Source organism: Floridaenema evergladense BLCC-F167, from assembly GCF_041929205.2.
Classification (GTDB): Bacteria; Cyanobacteriota; Cyanobacteriia; order Cyanobacteriales; family Aerosakkonemataceae; genus Floridanema; species Floridanema evergladense.
In genome coordinates this window covers 1,252,542-1,277,895 of the sequence record NZ_CM171625.1, presented here as the reverse complement: position 1 = coordinate 1,277,895, position 25,354 = coordinate 1,252,542, and the positions used below count along the sequence as shown (strand labels likewise).

The window sequence follows — 25,354 nt, the reverse complement described above, 5'->3', positions numbered from 1 at the left end:
TCAGAATGCGATCGCACTTGACCAAAGATAATTTTTATTCATAATGCGATCGCACTTTCCCCAAAATAATTTTTATTCAATATCCGATCGCACTTTCCTCAAGAAGCAGCGGGGGAGGAGAGGAAGAACGGGATTTCTTTTTGGGGTTGGTGGTTGAACATTTCTCAGAGAGATGAACCCCAGCAAGTAGCCTACTACCCCAGTGACACTTGGTTGGGTTCTTCTCATAAGAGTTAATCACTTTAGCAGAAAGCTGAAGTTAAATTTGCTATTATTTATAGAACATGATTATTGCCTAAGTTCGGGAGAAAAATCAAACATGATATCAGCAACAATTTCTCCTAAATTAACTACTCCTCCCTTAGAAAACGGCGACCAATTAACCCGTGTAGAATTTGAACGTCGCTATAATGCAATGCCCGATCTAAAAAAGGCAGAATTAATCGAAGGAGTAGTTTATATGGCATCTGCCTTGAGAATTACGCAACATGGCGAACCCCATGCTGACATTATAGGATGGCTAAGTCTCTACAAAGCCTTTACCCCTAACCTACAGTTAGGAGATAATTGTACTGTTAGGCTCGATTTGGATAACGAACCTCAACCTGATGCACTACTGAGAGTTAAAGTCGGTGGACAATCTACTATTAGTCAGGATGGTTATGTTGAAGGTGCGCCAGAATTAATTGTAGAAATTGCTGCCAGTACTGTGTCAATTGATTTTAACCAAAAACTCAAAGTTTATCGTCGGAATGAAGTACAAGAATATTTAGTTTGGCGAGTTTTAGATAGTGAATTTGATTGGTTTAGATTAAAGGCGGGGGAATATATTAAACTGGAACCGAATCAAGATGGGATAATTTATTCTGAAGTTTTCCCCGGATTGTGGTTAGATAAAACTGCTTTGTTAACCGGAAATTTAGCCAAAGTTTTAGAAGTATTGCAACAAGGTTTGGCAAGTCAAGAACATCAAGATTTTGTGCAACAATTGGCTAAGGAATAGAATGCGATCGCATTTTCTTAAAATAATTTTGATCGCAATGCGATCGCAAATTCCCCAAGATAATTTTGATTCCCAATGCGATCGCACTCTTAAATGTCTTCACCCTCTTTCCCAACTGCTGACAATGAATTGTTACCAAACTTAACCAGACTTCCCCTTGACAAACAAATTTGTGTATTAAAAAATAAGTTCAAACAAAGTTATTAAAAACAAAAACCATGACTAAGAAAAATATCAGACCCCAACAAGCTGCCCCAGTACAACGAGAAATCGCCGCCAAATCTTCTGTGGGAGAAAAAGGGATGGTTCCCCTTTGGGAAGGGAGTTTGGTGCAGATTGGTGCTCCTTTTGCGGGCGACGACGCGGAGTAATCGCCCTAATTCTACCACTCACCTCAAATCATGTCAAAACTCAAATCCCTCCCCATTTACCGCTCTATTTGCCCGGATGAATTGACGTACAATCCTTGTCAGTTCGGGGTTTTCCGATACCTGGCACGCCAGCAGAGGGGGAGGAGAGGAAGAACGGGATTTCTTTTTGGGGTTGGTGGTTGAACATTTCTCGGAGAGAAGAACCCCAGAAAGTAGCTTACTACCCCAATGGCACTTGCTTAGGTTCTTCTCTTTTGGTTTATACTTCTGGCAAAAACCTTTGTACTTCCTGGCGCATTCCTCCAGCGTACTACCCAATCGCAAGAAAGCCGGATGCCACTGAGTTAACCCATCATCAGTTAATCTTTCATAACTGCCATAATTACTGAAATCGTAGAAAAAGCCGTAACGGATTTTTGCCGCTTTAGGGTTGCCATGAATGTAGCGTAAGGTATTTAATGCCCGTTCTCTATCGGAAGCTGGAAACCCATCACAGAAATACCGCTTCTCCCAAAAATGTCCCGTTCGCCTTAACATTCGGTTAAAGCACATAGCGGTATACCAATTGAGAAAGTGCATAATTTTCGGTAAGTCATCCGGTTGGGCAGGTTCGATGAGATAATGAACGTGATTGGACATCATACAAAGAGCGTAGAGTTTGAACTTGGGCTCTCCCGTAATCATGGTGATAAGTAAACCTAATTAATTAGCAAAGTGCTTAATCCACAAGGTTTCCCAGTCCCTAGTCCCCAGTCCCCAGTCCCTAAAACCAGGGTTTTCCACCACAAGTACGGGAGAGCCGCTAACTTAAACTCGCGGTTGTTGCAACGAATGGTAATATGATAAGAATATCCAGCTTTTAAATTACGGCGTTTTCTTGGCATAAGGAATTTCGCAGATGATTACTTCGGATAATATCTTTATAGGCAGTCAAAAAAATTTATATTACATCAATCAACACAAACAGGTTTTTGACGTTGACTATCTCTATCCGCTAGATATTTTCGAGCAATTTGTACAAGAACAAGCAACAAACTGGGGATTGGAATGTTCTTGTAAGATTGAAAAAGATAAACTTTATCCGGCGCGGTTTAATTTATTTCGCAATCAACCTACTTCTCAGCATTATCAGGCAGCCATTCACTTTTTTGAGCAAGCAGAATCACGGGCTGATGTAAAGATAAATTATCGCCTTATTCAGCAATTTGTTGGCAATGACTTTAATTTTAGTAAAGTTGTTCAGATATTAGTAGGCGTAGATTTAAGAAAAGAATTCAGTGCTTCTCGTTTGAAATTTTGGTTTGTAATTAAAGATTATCCCCAAAAATTAGCCACAGCAATTTCTCTATGTCATCCACCCAAAGAATTAGAAATGTTATTAATTGATGATTCTGTAGTAATTGGTTTTGACTTTGATTTCAAAGGTGGTACTGAAATTGAGGTTTATCCCAAGATTAACGAGGAAAAATTTAAACAATTTGATGTTCAGAATAAGCTAAAGAAAGTTTTATCCCCTAAAGCTTTGCAACTCTTAGATAACTGTTGGTCATTAATCATCGGTTTTAGCCAAGCCAACCCAGAAAAAATTCTCTATTATCGAACAAACGATCCAAACAATTTTATTGCTAATTTACATAACGATTTAGCCAACCGAGTTCACGCTTATTATCGAAAACAACCTGTACACGGAACAATTGTTGGATTACGGGAACAAGAGCTATTAGTTGGAAAAATAGAGAATCTAAACCTGTATTATCAGATGAGCAAAAGTGATTAATTTTCAATGGAGTAAATCTGATGTTAAACGTCAAACCTCGATTTGCCAGCTTTGCCGAGTATCTCCAATATAGTGAGAATTGATTTGACCATTTACTCTTTGCCCCCATTTGAGAGAATTTTAGCATTTTTAGAGTGGATGCTCCAACAAGAACAATCCTAATTGAGTTACAAATTTTATCCTTAATCCTAGAAAAATTTCTGTAAAATCAATTCCTGACTAAGCACTTAACTAAAATCCCAAAATGCCCGACTTAATCACCATCCCTGGAATCCCCCAATTTTGGACACGCACCAAAGGCGACCCCCGCATTAAAATCGCCATCCTAGACGGTGCAGCCGACTTAGAACGCGCTTGCTTTAAAGGCGCAAACATTAGCCAATTTAAACCCTATTGGTCAGAAGATATTGAACTGAACGACGAATATTATTATTATTTGCAATTAGCCACCGAATTTAACCAACAACAAAAAGCCAAAAAAGAAGCAGACCCAGACCACGACAAAGACGAAGCCAAAAAAGAAAGAGAAGCCTTTTTTGCCCAGTTCCCCGAAGCGATTAGACAACGCATAGATTTATCAAGTCACGCCACGCATATTGCCAGTATCATCTTAGGACAACATGGTTCACCTGTTTCTGGCATTGCCCCCTATTGCACAGTCATCAACATTCCCATTTCCTACGCAGGCGATGACTTCATCTCGCCAATCAATCTCACCCACGCCATCAACGAAGCCTTAAAAGCAGGCGCAAACATCATCCACATCGCCGCCTGTCAACCCACCCAAACCGGAATATCCCATGAATTATTTGCCCGTGCCGTCAAACAATGCCAAGACAATAACATATTAATAGTCGCTCCTGGTGGCAACGACAAAGGCGAATGTTGGTGCATTCCCGCCATTCTTCCCGGCGTTCTCACTGTCGGTGCCATGCGCGATGACGGACAACCGTTTAAATTTAGCAATTATGGCGGAGATTATCAACAAAAAGGCGTAATGGCAAACGGGGAAAACATCTTAGGCGCAGTACCAGGAACCGACGAACCCATCCGCGAAAAAGGTACCAGTTGCGCTGCACCTATTGTCACCGCAATTTCCGCTTTATTAATGAGTATGCAACTGCAAAGAGGGGAACAACCCAACGCCGAAGCAGTACGCCAAGCTATTTTAAATAGTGCCATTCCTTGCGACCCCGAAGAAGTAGAAGAACCGGAACGCTGTTTAATGGGTAAGTTGAATATTCCCGGCGCATTTCAGTTATTAACTGGAGAATCATTAACCAGTATTCAACCTTCTAGCACAATTCACCCGGAAATTAATTTGATAGATAATAGGGTAACGGCTGCGAGTATATCCCGCCCGGAAATCAATTTAGCAAGCAATATGCTAACGGCTGCGAACATCTCCCGCCCGGAAATCAATTTCCGGGCTAATAGCGAAACTCCTCTAAAGAGGACTGAAAATTCGCTTGAAAGTCTATCTCTTTCAGGCATTAATGTCAGCAACTCTGAAGAAAAAACATTAGTTGAAAACTCAATTAACAGCCCGTTTCAACGGACTTTAGCTATTAGCCTGGGAATTGATTCCCAGGCTAATGGTACAATGCAATCATCTAATGTCACCGTTGCTAATATTACCGCAAGTGCAGCATCAAAACTCGTCTATGCTTTGGGAACTATATGTTACGACTTCGGCGACGAAGCGAGACGCGACACTTTTAAACAGTTAATGCCAGCAGTGGAAATTGACGGCATAATGATTCCGGCTAATCCTTATGATGCCCGTCAAATGGTTGATTATTTATTAGGAAACCCGGCTGAAGGTAAAGCTTTAATTTGGACTTTGAACCAAGAATTGACTCCGGTTTATGCTTTAGAACCTGTAAGTAGTTTTGCGGCTGATATTTACGAAACTTTGATCTTAATGTTAGATGGACAAATTCAACCGGAAGATAGCGATGATTTTATCGAAAGAGTTAGTATTCCGGCGCGATTAACCGATCGAACTGTCAAACTATTTTCCGGTCAAGAAATCCCCGTAATTACCCTAACAAATCCTAGAGGAATGTACGGCTGGAAAATCAATAATTTAGTGGAAGCTGCTTTAGAAACTGTCAGTTCCCAAGCACCGCAAGCTGATGAAATAGCGATGCGAAGATCTTTGACTAGTTTCTTAAATCGCGTTTATTTTGACTTCCAAAATTTAGGGCAAACTTCCAAAGATCGGGCCTTGAATTTCTCAGTAACTAATGCTTTCCAAGCAGCTTCTAGCTTTGCGGGAGCAGTTTCTACAGGAATGCAACTAGATACTATTGAAGTCGAAAAAAGCCCGTTTTGTCGGATTAATAGTGATTGTTGGGATGTAATATTAAAGTTTTTCGATCCCGAAAATGGTCGGAGGGCAAAGAAAGTTTATCGGTTTACAGTTGATGTGAGCGACAGAATCCCCGTAACTTTGGGCGAAGTTCGTTCTTGGTCTGTACCAAAATAACAAAAGTCAATATCAAGCGATCGCACTGGATATCAAAGATTTTCACTGTGTACGCTCGATCGACAGCCTCACAATAGCGATCGCATTGTATTTGGTAGTGGCGATGGCTTACTCGACTATCGCCTACGCACTGACAAAGCAACATAAGGCATTTGTTCAGTATACAACTTTATTTTTGTGTAGAAACCTGGCAACGGCTGAGAATATTTAAGCCAGTAAAGTGGCACTGTACAGCAGTCGTAAGTTACAAGGAAGAAAATCGCTATTTATCGTGTTTTTGGGTACTATTTAGCTATATGATCAAGTAAGAATATTATAACTTGTGTAAGCTCTACTAATTTGTATGACCAGAACATCCTTAAAGAAGTTACCTTTAGCAACACAGCCTTCTGAAGAATCTAGAACTTCCCAGATGTCTCCAGCTGTGTTGGCGTATATAGCTGAATTTTTCAAAGTTTTATCAGAAGTCAGCCGATTACAAATTGTTTGCTGCCTTAAATCTGGAGCGAAAAACGTTACTCAGATTATAGAGGAAACTAGTTTGGGGCAAGCTAATGTGTCCAAGCATTTAAAGCTGTTGGCTCAAGCAGGAATTGTAGCTCGTACTCAGGTGGGAGTGAGCGTTTATTATGAAATAGCTAATCCTTTTCTATTTGAACTATGCGATTTAGTATGTGAGTCTCTACTGTCCCAACTAGAAAAGCAAAACCAGCAACTAAAACAATTTAAAGTTTTGCAATGAATTATATAGCGTTTTTCTGTTGGATAAGCTATACAAACTTTATTCAAAGTAAAGTTTTTGGTATTCAAAATAACCCTTACCCAATTGAGGATGGTAGCTTGCTACTATGCTTGCCATCGCGCAGAAGGAGGAAATAAAAAATATGGCGAAAGTGATTGTGATTGGTGGGGGGCTAGGGGGACTTCCTACTGCTTACGAACTGCGACATCTGCTACCAAAAGAGCATCAGGTGATATTAATTTGCGATCGCCCCCAATTTACTTTTATTCCTGGGTTAATCCGAGTAGCATTAAACCTTAACGAGCTAGAAAATATTCAATTAGACTTGGTTAAATTAACCAAGCGGTATGGAATTGAATGGATATTAGGAAAGGTTACAGCTTTTGATCCGGAAACTAAACAAATTACAGTTGATGAAAAGCAGATAGTTGATTACGATCATGTCGCGATCGCCCCAGGTGCTTCCTTTGCTTTTGATGCGGTACCAGGACTTGGGCCAGAAGGAGGTTATACACACTCTGTTTGCTCGCCAAATCATGCTTTAGAGGCAAGAACAGCTTGGCTAAAATTCTTAGAAAATCCTGGTCATTTGGTGGTAGGAGCAATGGCAGGGGTTAGTTGTTTTGGGCCAGCTTACGAGTTTTTATTAATGGCAGAATGGGAGTTGCGACGCAGAGGTTTGCGGGATAAAGTATCGATTACTTTTGTCACGCCAGAACCTTATCTGGGACATTTAGGTTTAGATGGGTTAAGTAATTCTAGAGAGTTAACCGAAACTTTAGTAAGAAAAAGAGGGATTGAAATAGCAACTAACGCTGAAATTATTTCTGTTGATGCCCAGACGATCGCATTAGCTGACGGGCGCAAAATTCCCTTTGAGTATGCCATGATTTTGCCAGCTTTTCGAGGAGTAAAGTTTATTGAAAAAGTACCTAAATTGGGTAATAAAAAAGGGTTTATTCCCGTATTACCTACTTACGAACATCCACAATTTTCTTCAGTTTATGCTCTTGGAGTGAGCGTAGCATTGCCGGAAACTAAACAAGATTGTGGGTTAGGATTACCGAAAACTGGACAAATGACAGAAGCAATGGGATTAGCAGTAACACATAATATTGGTGTCAGTTTAGGTGCGATCGCAGATAATTTAAAAACTCCTACGTTGGAAGCAATTTGTTTTGCAGAATTCGGTGATACAGGCATTATTTATGTTGCAGCACCCGTATTACCAGATGCAAAAACAGGTAAACGGCGTTATGCTTATGCTTTACAAGGACGTTGGGTTAACTGGGCAAAAGCAGCATTTGAAAAATATTTCCTTCTTAAGATGAAGTTAGGATGGGGGTTGCCTTGGTTTGAAATTTTGGGCTTACAAATTTTATTCGGATTATCACTACTGAAAAATTGCGATTCCATATCAGAATAACTAATGGATAACAAGATCTGAGTTAAAGCCGTTCTTAAAAGCAAACCCTAAATCATTATTTTAAAAAGCAAAATTGTCAATCCAGCCATTAGTAAGAAGTGAGGCAGATTACTTAGAAATCTTTGTATCGCAGTTACTTTATTACCTGATTTGGTAATTCTTAATAGCGGGTAAGGACTGAAAACCATTGCCGAGAGTAGTGTTACACCTTGGAGAAATTGAGCTACGTCTAAACTCCAGGTTAGTGTTAGTAATCCTGCTCTACTATATCCGAAAGAACGAGCAAATATAGGGAGAATTTGCCCTGCTTCGGTAATAGCATCGGGAATATAGTGTGCTAAATTAGCAGCTAGGGCAAAGGGAAGATAGGCGTAAATAATTGTTAGGTAATTGGGTTGTTGTGGATCGAAAAATCGAGCGATCGCATGAGTTATATAAGTTAATATTGCCGGAATACTTAGTAATGCTAAAGCGAGCGGTAAACTAGTTAGTAAATGCTCCGCATCTACAGGCACATTTTTCCATCCTAGCCAATTTAAAATGGTCTGGGAATGGTGCATAAATACGCCACCGAATAAGAGCAATAATAGCGCTGCTTCTGCCCAAAAGCCTCGATGATTATCTAATAAATCGGATGCGGGAAAGCGCAAATTTAACTGTGCCGATCGATTTGGACAAGTTTTCAAACAGGTCATGCAGAGCATACAATCTCGGTTATCTTGCAGTTGTGCAGGATGGGAATAAAGAGGACAACCGCTTGTTGCTTGTCCTTCATTTGGTAGCGCATCGGCAAAGTTAAGCGGAGTTTCTTCACTACCTTTGTAACAACCAAAAGTGCTGCATTGACTAGCGCAAACTTGCTGTGTCGATCGCAATTCAATCATTGACAGTTTAGCAAACATTCCATTCATGCCACCGATCGGACAGAGATAGCGACACCAAAGCCGACGTTCGTAAATCAAACTAAAAATTACTGCTCCGGCAGTTATTGCTATTAATAACCAAGCCGAAAGATAGGCATGATGCGGCAAATCCCACAGCTTTTCCCACAGATAAATTATTACAAATCCAGCAAATAATACCCAAGCTCCCCAACGATTTAACCATTGAGTATTCCAGGTTAATTGCTGACGAGGAAATAGCCACAGAGAAAAACGGCGTATCCATTCACCCGTAATCATAAAAGGGCAAACTGCACACCAGAGTCGCCCAACAAAAGCAAATAAAAATAGATAACCGGGCCACCACCAAGCCCAAAATAAATTGAGAGTAATACTGCTATCTCTTGATTGGGAACCGATAAATCCCAAGGTTGTAATTGGTAGAAAGATTGCCATCATTACTATCCAAATACCTTCTGGATACCAACGATTTAAGAAAATTTTTCGTAACCAGGGAATGTGAGTAAGTAAGTCGATGCGAAAGGCATTTTTAGTAGATTGTACAGACCACAAAACTTGTTCCGGGATGACAGATTGCCCGATCGGAGTCATAATTACTGCTCGGTGCAATATTTCTGCCAATTCTGCTAAATTGCCGGGATATTCGTAACTAATTAAACGACGTAAATTTGAGCGATCGAGTTGTAGTAAGGAGCGATTTTGTTCGCGACAAAATCGATCGAGAAAGTAATTGGCAAAGTCGGGGATGTCTGCTTTGCGTTGGGGTAAAGTAAATAGTTTAATTGAAATAATATCAATATCAGAAAATATTAGTTTGTTGGGAGAAGCAAAGATTAAACGTACCCAAGATTGAATTGATTGAGGTGGTTCGCTTGATAATTGATGGTTTTCTAATATGCCATGATTGGGGAGAATTAAACCTGTTTTCAGGTAGTGTATTAAGCGAGTGCGATCGCCTTCACTCAACACCTGAACATTATCAAGCAACAAAGTTCCCCGTTCTAATAATTCTAAAATACCGGGTTGCTTATCTATTCTTCCGAACAACAGATCGGTATTAAGTTTACCATCGATTGTGCGAGGTAATTCAGCACAATCTAATTCGGCAAAAGGTTGATCTGCTAATTCAGAACGAAGGTGAATTAATCCTGCTAAAAAAGTTTTTCCTGTTCCGGGTTGCGCTTGAAAAACTATAGGTTTGAGGTTAGATGCTGCTTCGTTAATTTGTTGCGTCAGTTTTTGGGTAGCTTTGCTATTACCGAGAATGGTTTCTTTAATGGGAATAGGTTGAATATAAGGTTGTAAACCTCGAATTCGTTCTTCTTCCCAAGCGATACGACTGGCAAAATTATCTAAATCTTGCATCAACAAAGAATGGAGTACTTGTTGAATTGCCGGATAGTCTGTCACCAGTTCTAAAAACTTTATTTGGGGTAGAAATAATATTTCGCTGGCTGTAATTGCGATCGCGCTGCTATGATAAGTTCCTCGATCGGAACTAGCAACCAACGTATAGCCAAATAAATCGCCTGGATTGCGATCGCGAATTGATAATTTACCAATAGGTGATTGTTGGCAGATTTCTACCTTTCCCAACTTCAGTAAGTATAGCCCAATAGGAGTTTGTCCTTGTTGATAAATGGGGGTTTCTGGCTCTACTTGAAAGCTATGCAACGAGCGTGCGATCGCTTCCCTAACGTTTGCTGGCAAGCTTCCCCAAATTTCTTGACTGCCCAGCCAACTGCTGTACTCTGCAATTACCTGTTCTTCAATGACATCGACTTGTAGCGGTAAAGGTTGATTTGGGAATTTTGGCAATGATAAAACAGAGTTCATAAGGCCAGTTCCCCCCAATTAAGCAAGTAAAGATTTACAAATTCTGGCTCTTTCGCCTTTATTATACCTGAAAATTTTTCAGGTATTTGTTAAGAAATGTAGGGGCAATTCATGAATTGCCCCACATTTAACAGAAATCTCAAAGCCCTAATTTGCTTAAAACAGATTTGGGTGAAACAATATGCTTATTAATTCCTAATTTCCCTGGTTTAATTCCTAAAGCCAATCCAATAATTTCAGTGATATAGAGAATTGGTAAATTGTAAGAAACATTGTACTTCTTCTCAATATCTGGTTGCCTTAGTTCCAGGTTAGTTGCACACAACGGACAAGCCAAAACAATGCAATCTGCACCCAAAGATTTTGCTTCATCTAACAGGTTTTTCGTCAAATCAAAAGCAACATCTTGCTTCGCTACCAAAATTGGGCCACCACAACATTTAGTTTTCGATCGAAAATCAACAACTTCCGCTCCACAAATTTGTGATAATTTATCCATTGACATCGGAAAAACCGGAGAATCCCAACCCGTAATATCTGCTGGTTTAGTCAACAAACAACCATAGTAACAAGCAACTTTTAAACCTGTTAGAGGGTTCTTGATTCGGCTAGCGATATCTACATCATTAGCCAAAACATCCACTACATTTCTTACTCTAATGTTGTAGTCAGAAACTGATACTCCCATTTCGGAAAGAATTGCGGTGATTCGCTCTTTTTCAGCCTCGTTATCTAATGCTTTTAAAGCTCTTGCTGATTTGTTATAGCAACCGGAACAAGATGTTAAAAGATCGAGGTTTTGCTTTTGTGCTAAAGCGACATTTCTAGCAGCTAAAGCCATGCCAACATCGTGAGAAACTCCAGCTGCAACCGAACCTCCACAACAAGACCAATCTTCTAATTCTCTTAGCTCAATTCCCAATTCTTCCATTACTACTTTAGTCGAAATATCGAACTCTTTAGCAGTAGTATGAAGGCTACATCCTGGATAGTAAGAATATTTCATTTTTTGCCTGCCTTTTCTAATGCTTCGCTAAATTTTTTGGGGTCTTTGACTTTGGCAGGAAAGGGCGAAATCTTGCCTTTCAGAGCTAATTTTATTCCCAATTCTGCTTGTTCAAGCATGGCTTGTAAACCGCCATATTTCTGCATTAATTCTGGTTCAAAGAGGATGCCTCGTTTCTGAACTAATTCGACAAATATTTGATTGAATTTAGTAGAATCATTTTCGATTCCTTGACGAATTGCGATCGCCTTAACCGCCTCAATCACATCGGAAGGACGCACCCCACGCGGACACCGAGAAGTGCAGGTATAACAGGATGTACATAACCACAAAGAGTTACTTTTAATGACCTTTTCCCATTCGCCTCTTTGTACCATTAAAACTAGGGTTCTAGGTGACATATCCATCCGGTCAATATTGGTGCAACCACCGCTACAAGTACCGCACTGCATACAACTTGCGATCGCCGCACCTTCGCCACCTTCTGCTATTACTTTATCGAGAAATTCTCGATTCATTTTATCGCCGTCGAGTTGGCGATCGACCTTAAGACCAAATAAAAATTTTTTAGCTGCCATTACTTTCAACCTTACTTAACTAAAGCTGCTATTTCTGTTACCATCTGACCATTTAAAGATGATTTAAAAACTTGATTGCAAGCTAAAAAACCTGCAATTTCTGCTGCTGCTGACCTGCCATCAGTAATTGATTCTACAATTGCTTTTGGCCCCGTTGCCGTACCCGCTAGAAAAATCCCTTCTCTGGCAGAAGCATTATTTGAATATTGTTGATGTGCAGTGGTGTAAAAGCGATCGCAACCTACACTTAAACCTGCAACCTCAGCTAACTCAGAATTACCTTCCATTCCTACCATTAATACTAAAAGATCGACACTTAACCGCATTGGTTTTGCTGTCAAAGTATCTTCTAAACGTAACAGTAAACTGCCATCATTTTTTTCGCCAGCTTCCGAAAGGCGACCGCGAATAAACTGCACTCCAAACTTTTCTTGCGATGTGCGATAAAGTTCCTCATAACCACGACCAAACACGCGAATATCCATGTAAAGGCAGTAAATTTCACAGTCGGGATTTTGCTCTTTAATTTCGATCGCAACTTTAATCGCATTAGTACAACAAACTCGCGAACAGTAATTATTATTTACCTTCTCATCACGAGAACCAACACAATGCACCATCGCCACTTTCTTCGGCGCTTTCCCATTTCTAGTTTTCACACTTTGCGCCTTTAACATTGCATCTAATTCTACAGAAGTGATGCAATTGTCATAAATTCCATATCCATATTCTTCTTTAAATGCAGCATCGAAATGTTTAAATCCAGTTGCTACTAAAATCGCCATTGCGTTGATTTTTTCACCTGTTGATACAGTTACTTGGAAATTAGGTACTGATCCAGAAATTTGAGTTACTGTTGCATTATTTAAAATTCTTGTTTTGCCCAAACCTTGCTTCAAGTTAGTGATAATTTCTGAAGCATCAGTAAAGTCAGGAAATACTTTATACCACTTATTTAAATGTCCCCCAACTTCAGCTTTTTTCTCAATCAAAACCACATCATATCCAAAGTCTTGCAATCTTCCTGCTGCTGCCATTCCCGCAGGACCACCACCAATTACCACTACTTTTTTGTCCATTTTTCTTACCTTTAAGGTTGATTTTGTGTAACTTAAATGATGAAATTCTGAATTAAACTATTGCAAAAGTAAGGAATGCAAATGTTTCCTTCTTTTGCCTTCTGCCTTTTTAAAATGGTCTTCTGCGTTCTTCGGCAGTCTTGGATTTGTCATAAGGAATGCCAATTTTATCTAGCAAAGGCTCGATCGGAACGACTTTGGCATTCAATCCACAATCTTTGAAGGGGTCATATCCTAACATTAACCCGGTCAATTGTGCGTAATCCAAAATACTAACATTAAATTCTTCTTCCAAAACTTCTTTAATTGTTCCTTGTTCAGCATCCAAAAATACTGTACATCCCGGACAATTGGTAAGAATTAAGTTACAATCTGGGTGTGCTTCTTTGAGACTTTTCATTTTCTTGTAAACGCTACTTGCGGTATAGTCTCTGTTTTCAGGAAACGCACATTGCCGAAAACCCATACCGCAGCAATGTCTGCGTTCTGGATAATCAACAATTTCCGCACCGAAAGCTTCTAATAATCCTACTAAAACTTGAGGAAATTCTGCACCACCCATTGCTTCACCTGGAAAAATTTTACCGTAGTGGCATCCAATGTGATCGACTGCTTTGATACCTTTCAAGCTATATTTTGCTTTTTCTGCTAACTTATACCGATTGGCAAAAAATACGTCAGAAGCATGAACAACAGAAGGTCTACCACCAGAAACATGAGGAATCCAAAATTCTCGCCCAGTAGTTTCTTTTAAAGTTTTTTCGGTATATTCTCTTAACTCTGGTTCTTCTTCCCAAAGTTTGATCATTTCTGTGTAATTAGCAAAAGAAGTGACACAGAATGAAAAGAGATTTTCTACACCTAATTCGTGATGTGCAACTGAAAAATTTCTGGCTGCAACTACCATTTGAGTTTCTAAGTTTGATACATCTCCGTGATAACCGATCGCACCACAAGAAGTATGTCCTGGTGCTTCTCGTAAATCCATTCCCAAATCATTTTTTAAAATTTTATAGGCGATGCCTTCGGTATATGGTGCGGCACTTTGGAGAAAACAACTGCGGAAGCAACCCCACAGTTTTCCGCCTTCATCATCTACGGTTGGAACCTGCTTTTGATGTCTTTCCCATGCTATATTTTCTCTGGCTACTCTCATGAATTTTTCTCCTTATTTGTTTTCTTTAATTTCGTAGTTTCTACTATCAGCAGTTTCTAACCAGTTTTGCCAGTATTTTTCCACTTCTTCTTTGCTGCCGAGTTTCTTTTCCATGCCTTTTTCTACGGCTTCCATTAGATCGATCGCACCCGTAACTTGATAAATTGCCCGCAATTCTTCCATGTCTTTTTCGGGAATAACTCGATGCGAACCAGGGCTATTTTCCAGATTCATCGGCACATCCCACCACTGGCGCATTTCTTCTCTATGTTCGTAATAGTATTCCCAGTTTTCACCAAGTTCAGGAAAATGTGCCGGAGTGATATTTTCTGCTAACAAGGTATAGCCTCGTTTTAACATATTTTCCCCAAATACTCGCTTGGCAAATAACTGTTGTCTGCCTTTTTCTGATTCAGCAAAGTAACCGTAACGCACGGAAAGTCGGCGCAAAGCCAGAATTACTGAAGCGGTACTGTTGCCTCTCGGACATCTAGTTTTACAGGAAAAACATTGCCCACAAAACCAAATTTTGTCTGACTTGAGTAACTCTTCAATTAAATTGTCGTCCTCTGAGTGGCAAATGTTCATGACCTCTCTGGGAGAGTAATCATAAAATTCTGCGGCTGGACAAACTGCTGTGCATACACCGCAGTTTAGGCAGGCATTCATGCCATGTTGGTACAAAAGGTCTTGTTTAAGCTCGTTAAATAATTTACCCATAGCGTATATCTCGTTATTTGAGCCTCTGGGTTAGGCTGTTTGTTTATAAATTTATAATATAACCATTTAGTTATATTGTCAATTAAAGTTTTAACCTTTTTTTTTAGAAATAACTAAGCAAAAATACTCAGTATTTTTCCCAAAATGTTGACGGAGGAAAGGCAATTGATTAGTGTTTATAGGGTTTTGATTGCTTTGATTACCACTTGAGAGATTGTACTTATTATATTTATAATCAATTGACTATATAGTAGTAAAATTAACTAAAAGTATTTATACTCTAGCTAGAGCGGCTAAAGTGACTGCTTCATCAGCGATCGAAAATATTTATCAGCCGAATCAGCTAGAGTTTCTCAACACAAAGAACTTATGCAAACATTACCTTCATTACAAATCGGTCAACACATCGCCCGTTACCCCATTATTCAGGGAGGGATGGGTATCCGCATTTCTGGATCTAATCTCGCCGCTGCTGTTGCCAATGCGGGAGGAATCGGGGTAATCTCAGCCGTTGGATTGGGGCTAAACTCCCCCTACTTCGACATCACCGAACCCAACGTCCGACTCAGACGAGAACAGTTTTTTGCAGCGAATCGACTGGCACTGATTGACGAACTCAACAAAGCCCGTGAACTCAGTCCTGATGGGATCATCGGCGTGAATGTGATGGTAGCGGCAAAAGATTATGAAACTTTGGTTCGCACAGCAGCGCAACAGGGCGTAAACTTAATCATTTCCGGTGCAGGTTTGCCGCTTCAGTTGCCAGAATACACAACAGAATATCCAGAAGTGGCGTTAGTGCCGATCGTTTCCACTACCCGTGCAGCTAAGATTATTTGCCGCAAATGGGAGCAAAAGTACAAACGACTACCGGATGCCTTCGTGGTAGAAAATCCCAATACCGCAGGTGGACATTTAGGTGCTAAGTACGAAGAACTGAACGATCCAGCATTGGAAGCAGAACAGGTAATTCCTGAACTGGTAAATTATTTGCAGCGGGAACTTGGTCAACCAATCCCGGTGATTGCAGCAGGCGGTGTCTGGGATCGCACGGATATCGTGAAGATGCTACAGTTAGGGGCGAGTGGAGTACAAATCGGCACTCGCTTTATCACCACAGATGAATGTGATGCCGACCTACGTTATAAAGAATTCCACTTGCACGCCCGACCTGAAGATGTAATGCTGATTTCTAGTCCAGTGGGGCTACCGGGACGAGCGCTGCGAAATCCATTTGTAGAAAAAGTGATGTCGGGTTCTTCTCCTAATGAAAAAGGGTGTTTGTTAAACTGCCTTCAAGTTTGTCGTTGCCGAGATGCGGGAGAACTTTACTGCATTGTACGGGCATTGGATAAGGCATCGCGGGGGGATGTGGAAAATGGTTTAGTTTTTTCCGGTAGTAATGCAGGAAGGGCCGATCGCATCATGCCTGTTGCCGAATTAATGGCACAGTTAGTGCAATTTTAGGCGATCGGCGGTTAGCTTATTTGAGAAAAAAGAGTTTGCCAATCTTGGACAAAAGATGATGGCAGGAATAAATTAATTGCTTCACCGTCCAAGGTTGGTATTGTCAATTTGAGGGGAATTTCTGCCTGCAACTGCGGTAATAAAGGCTGTATTTCATACTGTGCAACGTTAAGTTCGGGATTGCTAGGATCGGTAAAAATAGTCTGGGAAACATCAGTAGCAGTCAGCGTTTTACCCAGCGAATTAGTCAACAATAATGGTTTAGTATGGTCGATTTTTGCTATCCCTGGAAAGGCAACTAAACGCAGTTCTAAACTGCTTTTACCATTAGAACGAATGCGTTTGAAAGCGATCGCTTGCCAAGTATTTCCGTGTTGATCTGCAAGGGTTTGTCGGGATTGATAAACTACTTGTCCCGGTGCTTCTTCTATTTGGCGAATTGTAGCAGCTGCATCGGCAATGTTTACTATTCCTAACCCTAGTAATATAGTTAATACTAAAGTTCCTTGCAATAGTAAATAGGAAAATATTTTTCTGACCCGATATCTGCTCATTAAGTATTCCTCTTTTTTAGTAAGTGGCATCATTACATCCTATTTTTCTAAAGTTTCTCCAGCGGCTTTCCAACCTTGGATGCTAGGAGGAAAAGCCCGGATGTTAGTATATCCTAATATTCGCAAACTCATTACTCCCAATGCCGATCGATAACCAGTTGTACAATAAAGGATTACAGGACGATTTTTGGGAATTTTATCGAGATGGGTGGTTAAGGTTTGCAAGGGAATATTAATAGCATTGGGAATATGTCCAGAAGCATATTCAGAAGGTTGTCTGACATCAATTAAAAAAGCATTATCTTTTTTGACAATATTTTTCAGAGTATCTATCTTCATCACCGTGTAATAATCTTTTGGAAGAGATGTCAAAAAACTATCGATCGCTCCCTGTAAATCAACCTCTGATTTCACCATTTCGGAATTTACAGCCGCCATTGCTGGCAGAGAAGTGATAAGACAGAAAGGGAAAATCAAAAGTGATAATCCCAAACATAAGGTCAGGAAAAATTTTCGCATTTTGTTTGATAATGATAGTTTTATATAGGTAGATTTTCTACCCAAGGTCTTGCTCCTGCTACGCGACGAATTTCTCGCCAAATTGCCGTAGCTGCTAAAGCGCCATCTCCTGCGGCGATGATAACTTGATTTAATCCTACTTTTAAATCCCCGATCGCGAAAATTCTAGGATGAGAGGTACGGCACATTTTATCTGTAACTAAATTGCCGCCTTTTAGTTCTAGGTTAATTTCCTTCAGATAGGTATTGTGATAACGAGAACCCATTGAAATTAAGCCAGTTTCTAACTCTATTACCGAGCCATCTGCTAACTCAACTCCTGTCATTTGGTGACGTTGACCTAGAAATTGTTTGATTGGTGTCTCTATCAGCGGATAACCATGTTCTCGCAATTTAGTTTTTAGAGACTCACTAACAGAAAACACTCCATGAGTAAAGATTATAATATAGGGCGTAAACCAACTTAAATTAAACACCATTTCCTCAATTGCCGCTTCACTCCCCGCAAAGAAACCACACTTTTTATCGGTCATTTCATAGCCGTCGCACACCATACAAACGTGCAAATTATAACCCGCATACTGATAAACATTCCGCATATCATCCAAAGGTGGTAAATAATCGATAATTCCGCTGGCAGCTATTAAGTATTTGGCTCGAAATATTGCCTCAATACTATTTTGCCGACCTACTTTTACCCGCACTGCAAAGGTTTCTCCCTCATCAATAACTTCCTCAACAAAACCATTGAGAAAATCTCCATTTAAACTGTCGTAGTGTTCCTTTCCCCGTTGCAGCAAAACTCGACCCGGAGTGTCTGGTGGCAACCCTAAATAATTGTGTAATTCTTGCATCCAAAAAGACCTGGCTTTGCCTTTATCAATAATCAAACTGTTCAGGCGATAGCGCTGTAAGTAAATACCAGATGAAAGTCCACCTGCACCACCACCAATGACGATCGCATCGTAGACTTGGTTTAGTTTTTCTTGAAAATTGCTTTTAGATAGTTGCATAATTTAATTAATTCCCGATCGTTGCAAAAACTAATATTTATTTGTAGTTTATATAGGGGGAAAATCCCCCTACTAGTCTAATTCATCCTTTGCTCTTATTACCAGTTAAATTAAAAATTAACTGGCATTTTCGCATTCGTGTCCTTGTTGATGCTGATGTTTTTCTTCATGTTCGTGTTCGTGACATTCCGGTTTACCTCTCACCAAAGAACCATCAAGATAAGCACTTACCGCTTTATCTAAATCGGTTTCTTCAGTGATAACAGCTTCAATTCCTTTGCGTTCCAATCGTTGCGCCAAACCGCGTCCCATTCCCCCAGCAATCAAAACTTGTACTTCATCTAAAGGATGGGGTGCGTGGGGAGAACTATTATGAAAAGAGGTTTCACGAGATAATTCCAACAGCTTTTTATCAATTATCTCTGATTCCTTAGTTTCATAAATCCAAAATTTTTGGCAGTGTCCGGCGTGTTGGGTGATTGTGGTTTTATTTTGGCTTGCTAGTGCAATTTTCATCGTCAATTATCCTCCGATTAAACTTAAACTTTTGCGGTGATAAAATATTCGTGAGCGAATGCTTCTAACGGACAATTAGGCTTGTGTTCCAGTCCAAAAGCTTGCCGTTTTTCTAAATACTGTGGTTCCGTCCAATTTTGGCGATTTGCTAAAGCTAATAGGGTCATTACTCCGGCTCGTAAACCTGATGCACAGCGAGTATAAATTGGCTTTTTAGCAGTATCAAGAGCTTGCATAAAACTTGGCAAAGTTTGAGGTGTGAGGTTTAAGCGATCGATTGGTACGCTAATATATTCAAACCCCAATTGTTTGACTTCTTCTGCATTTAGTTGATTGCCTTCACTAGCAGTACATAAGTCAATAATTGTTTGATAACCTTTTTGGGAAATTTCCTTGAGTTCTTCTGGAGAGACAAGATTACCAATAGCAAGAGATTCAGTTACGCTTTGAAACATCGATTTTATCCTCATAAATTGCTGTTTAATTTCCGGTTTAATTTGATTTAAACCCACCAAGGAGTTTCCCCAGTACGAGGGTCTATTTCTGTCCAAGGTGAAATCAAAATTGCATTGTCTTTGACTGCAATGTGAACTAATTTGAGGGGGAGAGGTGCTGGTCCGCGTACCACAGAACCATCAGCACTGTAGCGAGAACCGTGACAAGGACATTGAAATTGTTGGTCGATTTCATTCCAAGGAAATGTGCAACCTAAATGGGTACAATTATCAACAATTCCGATATTGTCGATCGCGCCGTCTGGTTTCACAATTAAGTAAGTAGGTTCGCCAGCTAAACCAGCAACTAAAGCGCGAGTTCCAGCTGGTTCTGCTAAAATTTGGCTCGCAGGAATGAGATTTCCTAATATATCTTTAGCCAAAATTGCTCCGCCTTCGCTACTTTCTGTTGGTGGAATAAAATATTTTACAACTGGATAAAGTGCAGCAGAAGCAGTAGAGGCGACGACAGCACCAGTCAGAAAATTTAGCAACTGACGACGCGACATAGAAGGATTTTCGAGGGGAAAACTATTATTCATTGTGAATTATCCTTTAATTTTTGATTCAAAAAAACAACAACGAGAATTATTTGTCAGTGCGTTATGAAACTTGCCTATTCTGAATATGAAATATCAAACACATTCCAAAGTTCGCATTGCTCGATCGGTAGTTAGGAAAATATGGTCTTTTCCTAATTCATCTATGAACCCAACTTTTAGCAATCCATCCATTACTGGCCCTTTGACTTCAGACATATAAAATTCAATTTCCCTAGTTTTTAAGTCAAGAATCAAACTTTTTAGCGTTTCCAAAGCGCTACCATCGATCGAATTAACTGCACTACAAACCAGTACTAAATGCTTTACCTCTGGGCGATCGCTTACTGCTTGGATCAAGTAATCTTCTAGATATTTGGTATTGACAAAGTAAAGACTGGCATCGACCCTGACGGCTAAAACATGAGGGCAAGTTTTAACATCATGGCGCAAAACATTACGAAAATGTTCAGTATTTCCTACTCTACCTACAACTGCAATATGCGGTTTACTAGTACGCCACAGATGCAATAAGATTGATACAGCAGCACCGAACAAAATACCTTTTTCTACGCTAGTTATTAGGACGGCAAGAAATGCTGCTATCCAAGCAATACCATCAGCTTTATTGTAAATCCATAAGCGTTTCAAGGTAGCAATATCTAGAAGTTTGCTCACAGCGATCACAATAATTGCCGCCAAACAAGCTTGAGGTAAGAAATAAAATAGCGGCGTTAAAAACATGACTGTAAGCGCAACAATTAATGCCGTAATTATTGAAGCTAAAGGAGTATTAGCACCAGCAGAAAAGTTCACACCCGATCGACTCACGCCTCCAGCAACTGGATAACCTCCAGTGAAAGCTGCGCTAATATTTGCTACCCCTAAAGCAATAAATTCTTGATTTGCCTCAACTTTTTGCCGTCGCTTACTAGCCAAAAATTTACCAACTGAATATGCTTCCATGAAACCTACAAAGCTGATGGCAACAGCAGCAGGCATTAACATATTAATCGTATTTCCATCAAGATTAGGAAAGGTTAAAGAAGGTAAGCCTTGAGGAATCTTACCAACAACTTTTATTCCCGCAATTCTATCTAGGTGAAAAAACCAAACTAGCAGCGAACTGACAATTACTAGGAGAAGTGGCGCACTTTTAGTAATTGGCATTATTGTAAATTCAATAAATCCTAATTTTTTCAGGTACTTCCCCAACCATTTTGGCAAGTAAATCAACATTAAAATGCTGACAGTACCCAAAGTTAACGTAGCCCAATTAATTGCTGTAATTCCTTGGATCAGATAAGTTAGTAATTGAGGAAAAGATTCGGTTTGGGGAATTTTTAACCCTAATAAATGTTTAACTTGGCTAAAGGCAATAACGATCGCAGCTGCACTAATAAAACCAGAAATTACCGCTTGGCTGAGAAAATTTACTAAAAATCCTAACCGAAAGACACCCATTAAAATGTCGATCGCACCAATCATTAATGCCAGCAATAATGCTAACCCCAAATATTGAGGCGTATTTTCAGCTGCCAAGGGAGCAATTGCCGCACCAACCATCAATGAATCCAATGCTACTGGAGCAACTGAAATCAGACGACTAGTGCCAAGAAACGCATAAACTATTGGTGGCAAAATACTAGCATATAACCCGATTTGAGGTGGTAAACCTGCTAATAAAGCATAAGCCATTGCTTGCGGAATCAAGACAGTACCAACAACAATTCCAGCTGTTAAATCTCCAGCTAAATATTCGCGTTGATAGTGTAAACCCCAATCTAAAATCGGAACAAATCGACTCCAGTTATCCAACCATTTTTGCTGTTGCGATCGTACAATCATTGTCTTTTTATCAAGCAGTAGAATTACTTTACAGAAAAGTTTTTAAAGGCTAAAGAACCGATAATGAACGCCACCACAAACAAAATCGGATTCCAAATACCTAACACTAAAGCAGTGATACTTGGCCCAGGACAATATCCAGCAATTCCCCAACCAATACCGAAAATAGCAGCCCCAATAACTAAAGGTTTATCGATATCTTTCTTGCTGGGTAAATTAAATGCGTCAGCAAATATTGGGTGAGGAAGTTGTAAGACAAATCGGAAGGCAATTACTGTTACCGTAACCGCACCACCTAACACAAATAATAATGTTGAATCCCAAGCACCAGTAACATCTAAAAAGCCCAGTACTCGATCGCGATCGATCATCTGTGAAAGCCCCAATCCTAAACCAAATAACACTCCTGACAACAGAGCTATTAGCTTCTCTTTCATATACTTAACCGTAAAACATGACGGACAATAAAAACTGTCAAGATAGCAGTAATCATAAAAGTGAGAACTGCTATTAGCGATCGCGCAGATAATCGACCTAATCCGCACACTCCATGACCGCTAGTACAACCGCTACCCATTCTAGTACCAAAACCAACTAGAAAACCGCCAATAATCATTGCCCAAGGGACAAATGTAGACTTAGGAGTTGGTTGAGGTGCTAGTACATATTCGGAAAATATTCCTCCTAACAACATACCCAGGATAAACATCCATCGCCAAACTTCTTGCTTGTTAAAGGCGATCGCACCATTAAAAATTCCACTAATACCAGCAATTCGACCATTAAATGCTAGTAATAAGGTGGCACTTAAACCGATGAGAATGCCACCAATTAAAGCATAAATCCAGTTAAAATTAGCCACGATCTAAATCCTCAAGCTTCTGCCATTACAGCGACGTTTCCACATTTTTGATTAGCCGGAACAGCTTCGGCAATTTTCTTCGGATTCGGCAGATTCAAGTTATTCATTTGTTCAATAAAACTCGCCCGATCTTTACCAACGAATCTGGGATTATATTGCTTTTCTTCGCCAATTGTAGAAACTAAATGTCCTCTGTAATCGTGACCAGGATAAACTAAAGTTTCATCTGGTAAAGTGAATAATTTTTGTGTAACGCGATCGTACATCAAACCCGGATCGCCACTTTGGAAATCAGTCCTTCCACAACCACGAATAAAAAGAGAATCTCCGGTCAGCAATATGTTTTGATTGACTAAGTAAGAATTATGGCTGTCAGTATGTCCTAAAGTAGCGATCGCCAAAATTTCCACATCGCCTAATTTTAATACTTCCCCATCTTTAATAAAGCCATTAGCACAAACAGCTTGGGCATTTTCTGGCACTATTCCATCACAACCTGTGATTTCCCGCAACTTACCCGTTCCCGTAATGTGATCGGCGTGAATGTGAGTTTCTAAACAATAGCGCAACGTTAATCCTAATTCTTGAATTAGCTTTAAGTCGCGATCGACTTGCTCGATTACCGGATCGACCAAAGCGGCTTCTTTGGTCTTCTCATCAGCAATTAAATAAGTATAAGTGCTGGTTTCTTTGTCAAACAATTGGCGGAATAACATAGCTGGAGACTCCTTATCAATCTAAAATTGCTGGCTCGCTGTATTTATTTATTGTTTATATTGCTATATAGTAATTTAGATTCTATAATTTGACAAGAGCAACAAAAAATTTGGCAGAGGGAGTAGATTTACTTAGACTTGCACTAGGAGGTAGAGCCTCTGTTCCTCGTTCCCAGGTTCAACTAGGGAACGAGGATAGGGAGATTCTACCTCCCCTGGGGCAAGATTTGAGTACTTACTAAATTTGCCAGAGCTTATTGATTAGCGATCGAACTCTTCTCACAACGAAAAAGAAAACTTATGATAACATCAACTTTCCAGCCTTCTGAAACAACACCCGTAATTACCAAAACTTTGCACCACCAAATCGTTTTTATTGGAGGTGGATCTGCCGGACTGACCACCGCTTCTATATTATTGAAAAGAAATCAATCCTTAGATATTGCGATTATCGAGCCATCGCAGAAACAATACTACCAACCCGGTTGGACGATGACAGGTGGAGGAGTATTCCGAATTGAAGATACAGTGAGAGATAAAAAAGATTTTATTCCTCAACAAGCAACTTGGATTGCAGACCGAGTAGTGAAACTAGACCCAGATAATAATGCTGTTCTGACCCAAGAGGGCATCTTGGTTGAGTATGATTATTTAATTGTTTGTCCTGGTATCCAGTTGGACTGGCATTTAATTAAAGGGTTGAAAGAAGCGATCGGCAAAAATGGCGTTACCAGTAATTATGCTCCGAATTACGCACCTTATACTTGGGAACTAATCAAAAATTTCTCAGGTGGAAATGCTTTATTTACATTTCCCAATACACCTGTCAAATGTGGTGGTGCCCCCCAAAAAATCATGTACATGGCAGATGACACCTTTCGCAGTAAATTTGGAGTTCGTCAACGCACTAACGTCATGTTTCTCACGCCAGCTACCAAAATGTTTTCCGTGCCAGAATATTCAGCACTATTAGATAAAGTTGTTGTCGATCGGGAAATTGATGTTAAATTTCGGCACAATTTGAAAGAGATTAAAGCTGAAACTAAAGAAGCGATTTTTGATGTTTTTGATGATAGCGGCACTGCTGTAGATGAAATTACTCACAAGTACGACATGATTCACGTCGCTCCACCACAAAGCGCCCCCAACTTTATTAAACAAAGCCCTTTAGCAGTTCCAGGTAGTACATACGGCTGGGTAGACGTGGATAAATACACACTACAGCACAACCGATATTCCAATGTATTTAGTTTAGGAGATGCTTCTTCCCTGCCGACATCTAAAACAGCAGCAGCAGCACGCAAACAAGCAGTAATTGTAGCTGAAAATTTGTTAGCTTTTATAAACTCTCAACCATTATTAAATAAATATGATGGCTATACTTGTTGTCCTTTAATCACTGGCTATGGTAAAACAATCATGGCTGAATTTGATGGCTATACTGGCACAGTGCTGTCTAGCTTTCCCCTTAATCCCATTAAAGAACGTTGGATTATGTGGCAGATGAAAACAACTCTTTTGCCTTGGATTTATTGGCATCGAATGCTAAAAGGAGAGCAGTTTGAAGGAGATTACATCAAGTTCATCCAGTGGCGAAATAATTGACTATCCCCCATAATTAATTGACTTTGGGTATCACCATGAGTACGGGAGAGCCATTCTTATTCATTCAAGACTCTCATTTTTGCGCCGAAAAAATTTGTTCGGCTGTGAGATTGAGTTCGGGGAATAGGTGTGAT

General features: G+C 40.0%; 25 protein-coding genes. 8 read left to right on the top strand and 17 right to left on the bottom strand.

The genetic code is table 11. From position 1 onward, the window contains the following. Positions 1-319: 319 nt before the first annotated feature. Positions 320-1,003, top strand: a complete 684-nt coding sequence (locus tag ACE1CA_RS05925) for a Uma2 family endonuclease (protein WP_413278466.1) — start codon at positions 320-322, stop codon at positions 1,001-1,003. 218 nt (positions 1,004-1,221) lie between these two features. After that, positions 1,222-1,374 carry an anacyclamide/piricyclamide family prenylated cyclic peptide gene (locus tag ACE1CA_RS05920; RefSeq protein WP_413278467.1) on the top strand — a complete coding sequence of 51 codons (153 nt, stop codon included), beginning with the start codon at positions 1,222-1,224 and terminating at the stop codon, positions 1,372-1,374. Positions 1,375-1,407: 33 nt separating this feature from the next. On the opposite strand, the gene ACE1CA_RS05915 is transcribed toward ACE1CA_RS05920, so the two are convergent. Beyond that, a complete protein-coding gene (locus tag ACE1CA_RS05915) occupies positions 1,408-2,058 on the bottom strand; it encodes a transposase (protein WP_486517677.1) in 651 nt (216 codons plus the stop codon). 214 nt (positions 2,059-2,272) lie between these two features. On the opposite strand from ACE1CA_RS05915, the gene ACE1CA_RS05910 reads away from it, so the two are divergent. The 4 genes from ACE1CA_RS05910 to ACE1CA_RS05895 all read left to right on the top strand — a co-directional run bounded on the left by ACE1CA_RS05910 (position 2,273) and on the right by ACE1CA_RS05895 (position 7,810). Further along, the gene (locus ACE1CA_RS05910) at positions 2,273-3,151 is read left to right on the top strand and encodes a LynF/TruF/PatF family peptide O-prenyltransferase (RefSeq protein WP_413278468.1); all 879 of its coding nucleotides are present in this window, start codon (positions 2,273-2,275) and stop codon (positions 3,149-3,151) included. Between the two features lie 244 nt (positions 3,152-3,395). Next, positions 3,396-5,642, top strand: a complete 2,247-nt coding sequence (locus ACE1CA_RS05905; RefSeq protein WP_413278469.1) for a S8 family peptidase — start codon at positions 3,396-3,398, stop codon at positions 5,640-5,642. Between the two features lie 343 nt (positions 5,643-5,985). After that, a complete protein-coding gene (locus tag ACE1CA_RS05900; protein ID WP_413278470.1) occupies positions 5,986-6,384 on the top strand; it encodes an ArsR/SmtB family transcription factor in 399 nt (132 codons plus the stop codon). A gap of 142 nt (positions 6,385-6,526) precedes the next feature. After that, on the top strand, positions 6,527-7,810 hold the full coding sequence (locus ACE1CA_RS05895) for an NAD(P)/FAD-dependent oxidoreductase (protein ID WP_486517676.1): 1,284 nt from the start codon (positions 6,527-6,529) through the stop codon (positions 7,808-7,810). A gap of 47 nt (positions 7,811-7,857) precedes the next feature. Here the strand turns inward: ACE1CA_RS05895 and ACE1CA_RS05890 are convergent, their stop codons facing one another. The 6 genes from ACE1CA_RS05890 to ACE1CA_RS05865 all read right to left on the bottom strand — a co-directional run bounded on the left by ACE1CA_RS05890 (position 7,858) and on the right by ACE1CA_RS05865 (position 15,087). Further along, positions 7,858-10,548, bottom strand: coding sequence for an AAA-type ATPase lid domain-containing protein (locus ACE1CA_RS05890; protein WP_413278472.1), 2,691 nt, complete (start codon positions 10,546-10,548; stop codon positions 7,858-7,860). 139 nt (positions 10,549-10,687) lie between these two features. Beyond that, positions 10,688-11,554, bottom strand: coding sequence for a CoB--CoM heterodisulfide reductase iron-sulfur subunit B family protein (locus ACE1CA_RS05885; protein WP_413278473.1), 867 nt, complete (start codon positions 11,552-11,554; stop codon positions 10,688-10,690). Further along, complete coding sequence (locus ACE1CA_RS05880) at positions 11,551-12,132, bottom strand: 4Fe-4S dicluster domain-containing protein (protein ID WP_413278474.1); 582 nt, start codon at positions 12,130-12,132, stop codon at positions 11,551-11,553. The genes ACE1CA_RS05885 and ACE1CA_RS05880 overlap by 4 nt, the downstream gene beginning before the upstream one ends. Positions 12,133-12,143: 11 nt before the next feature. Then, positions 12,144-13,211, bottom strand: a complete 1,068-nt coding sequence (locus ACE1CA_RS05875) for an FAD-dependent oxidoreductase (RefSeq protein ID WP_413278475.1) — start codon at positions 13,209-13,211, stop codon at positions 12,144-12,146. Between the two features lie 109 nt (positions 13,212-13,320). Next, positions 13,321-14,367, bottom strand: a complete 1,047-nt coding sequence (locus tag ACE1CA_RS05870; protein ID WP_413278476.1) for a heterodisulfide reductase-related iron-sulfur binding cluster — start codon at positions 14,365-14,367, stop codon at positions 13,321-13,323. Positions 14,368-14,379: 12 nt separating this feature from the next. Continuing rightward, complete coding sequence (locus ACE1CA_RS05865; RefSeq protein ID WP_413278477.1) at positions 14,380-15,087, bottom strand: 4Fe-4S dicluster domain-containing protein; 708 nt, start codon at positions 15,085-15,087, stop codon at positions 14,380-14,382. Positions 15,088-15,456: 369 nt separating this feature from the next. Between ACE1CA_RS05865 and ACE1CA_RS05860 the strand changes: the two genes are divergently transcribed. After that, the gene (locus tag ACE1CA_RS05860; RefSeq protein WP_413278478.1) at positions 15,457-16,554 is read left to right on the top strand and encodes an NAD(P)H-dependent flavin oxidoreductase; all 1,098 of its coding nucleotides are present in this window, start codon (positions 15,457-15,459) and stop codon (positions 16,552-16,554) included. A gap of 11 nt (positions 16,555-16,565) precedes the next feature. Here the strand turns inward: ACE1CA_RS05860 and ACE1CA_RS05855 are convergent, their stop codons facing one another. From ACE1CA_RS05855 to ACE1CA_RS05810, 10 genes are all read right to left on the bottom strand, one after another. Next, positions 16,566-17,108 (bottom strand): DUF3122 domain-containing protein, encoded by a 543-nt coding sequence (locus ACE1CA_RS05855; protein WP_413278479.1) that lies wholly within the window; start codon positions 17,106-17,108, stop codon positions 16,566-16,568. A 39-nt stretch (positions 17,109-17,147) separates the two neighbouring features. Further along, on the bottom strand, positions 17,148-17,627 hold the full coding sequence (locus ACE1CA_RS05850; protein ID WP_413278480.1) for a rhodanese-like domain-containing protein: 480 nt from the start codon (positions 17,625-17,627) through the stop codon (positions 17,148-17,150). Positions 17,628-17,647: 20 nt separating this feature from the next. Continuing rightward, complete coding sequence (locus ACE1CA_RS05845) at positions 17,648-18,640, bottom strand: NAD(P)/FAD-dependent oxidoreductase (protein WP_413278481.1); 993 nt, start codon at positions 18,638-18,640, stop codon at positions 17,648-17,650. 117 nt (positions 18,641-18,757) lie between these two features. Beyond that, positions 18,758-19,156: a NifB/NifX family molybdenum-iron cluster-binding protein gene (locus tag ACE1CA_RS05840; RefSeq protein ID WP_413278482.1), complete on the bottom strand. Its 399-nt coding sequence runs from the start codon at positions 19,154-19,156 to the stop codon at positions 18,758-18,760. Between the two features lie 23 nt (positions 19,157-19,179). Beyond that, complete coding sequence (locus ACE1CA_RS05835; RefSeq protein ID WP_486517675.1) at positions 19,180-19,611, bottom strand: protein tyrosine phosphatase family protein; 432 nt, start codon at positions 19,609-19,611, stop codon at positions 19,180-19,182. 47 nt (positions 19,612-19,658) lie between these two features. Beyond that, positions 19,659-20,192, bottom strand: coding sequence for a cytochrome b6-f complex iron-sulfur subunit (gene petC, locus ACE1CA_RS05830; RefSeq protein ID WP_413278484.1), 534 nt, complete (start codon positions 20,190-20,192; stop codon positions 19,659-19,661). A 93-nt stretch (positions 20,193-20,285) separates the two neighbouring features. Beyond that, positions 20,286-22,037 carry a SulP family inorganic anion transporter gene (locus tag ACE1CA_RS05825; protein ID WP_413278485.1) on the bottom strand — a complete coding sequence of 584 codons (1,752 nt, stop codon included), beginning with the start codon at positions 22,035-22,037 and terminating at the stop codon, positions 20,286-20,288. 23 nt (positions 22,038-22,060) lie between these two features. Further along, positions 22,061-22,474 (bottom strand): DUF6691 family protein, encoded by a 414-nt coding sequence (locus ACE1CA_RS05820; RefSeq protein WP_413278486.1) that lies wholly within the window; start codon positions 22,472-22,474, stop codon positions 22,061-22,063. Further along, positions 22,471-22,899 carry a YeeE/YedE family protein gene (locus ACE1CA_RS05815; protein WP_413278487.1) on the bottom strand — a complete coding sequence of 143 codons (429 nt, stop codon included), beginning with the start codon at positions 22,897-22,899 and terminating at the stop codon, positions 22,471-22,473. Before ACE1CA_RS05815 ends, ACE1CA_RS05820 begins: the two co-directional genes overlap by 4 nt. An 11-nt stretch (positions 22,900-22,910) precedes the next feature. Then, positions 22,911-23,615: an MBL fold metallo-hydrolase gene (locus tag ACE1CA_RS05810; RefSeq protein ID WP_413278488.1), complete on the bottom strand. Its 705-nt coding sequence runs from the start codon at positions 23,613-23,615 to the stop codon at positions 22,911-22,913. 300 nt (positions 23,616-23,915) lie between these two features. On the opposite strand from ACE1CA_RS05810, the gene ACE1CA_RS05805 reads away from it, so the two are divergent. Next, positions 23,916-25,220 (top strand): NAD(P)/FAD-dependent oxidoreductase, encoded by a 1,305-nt coding sequence (locus tag ACE1CA_RS05805; RefSeq protein ID WP_413278489.1) that lies wholly within the window; start codon positions 23,916-23,918, stop codon positions 25,218-25,220. Positions 25,221-25,354: the final 134 nt, after the last annotated feature.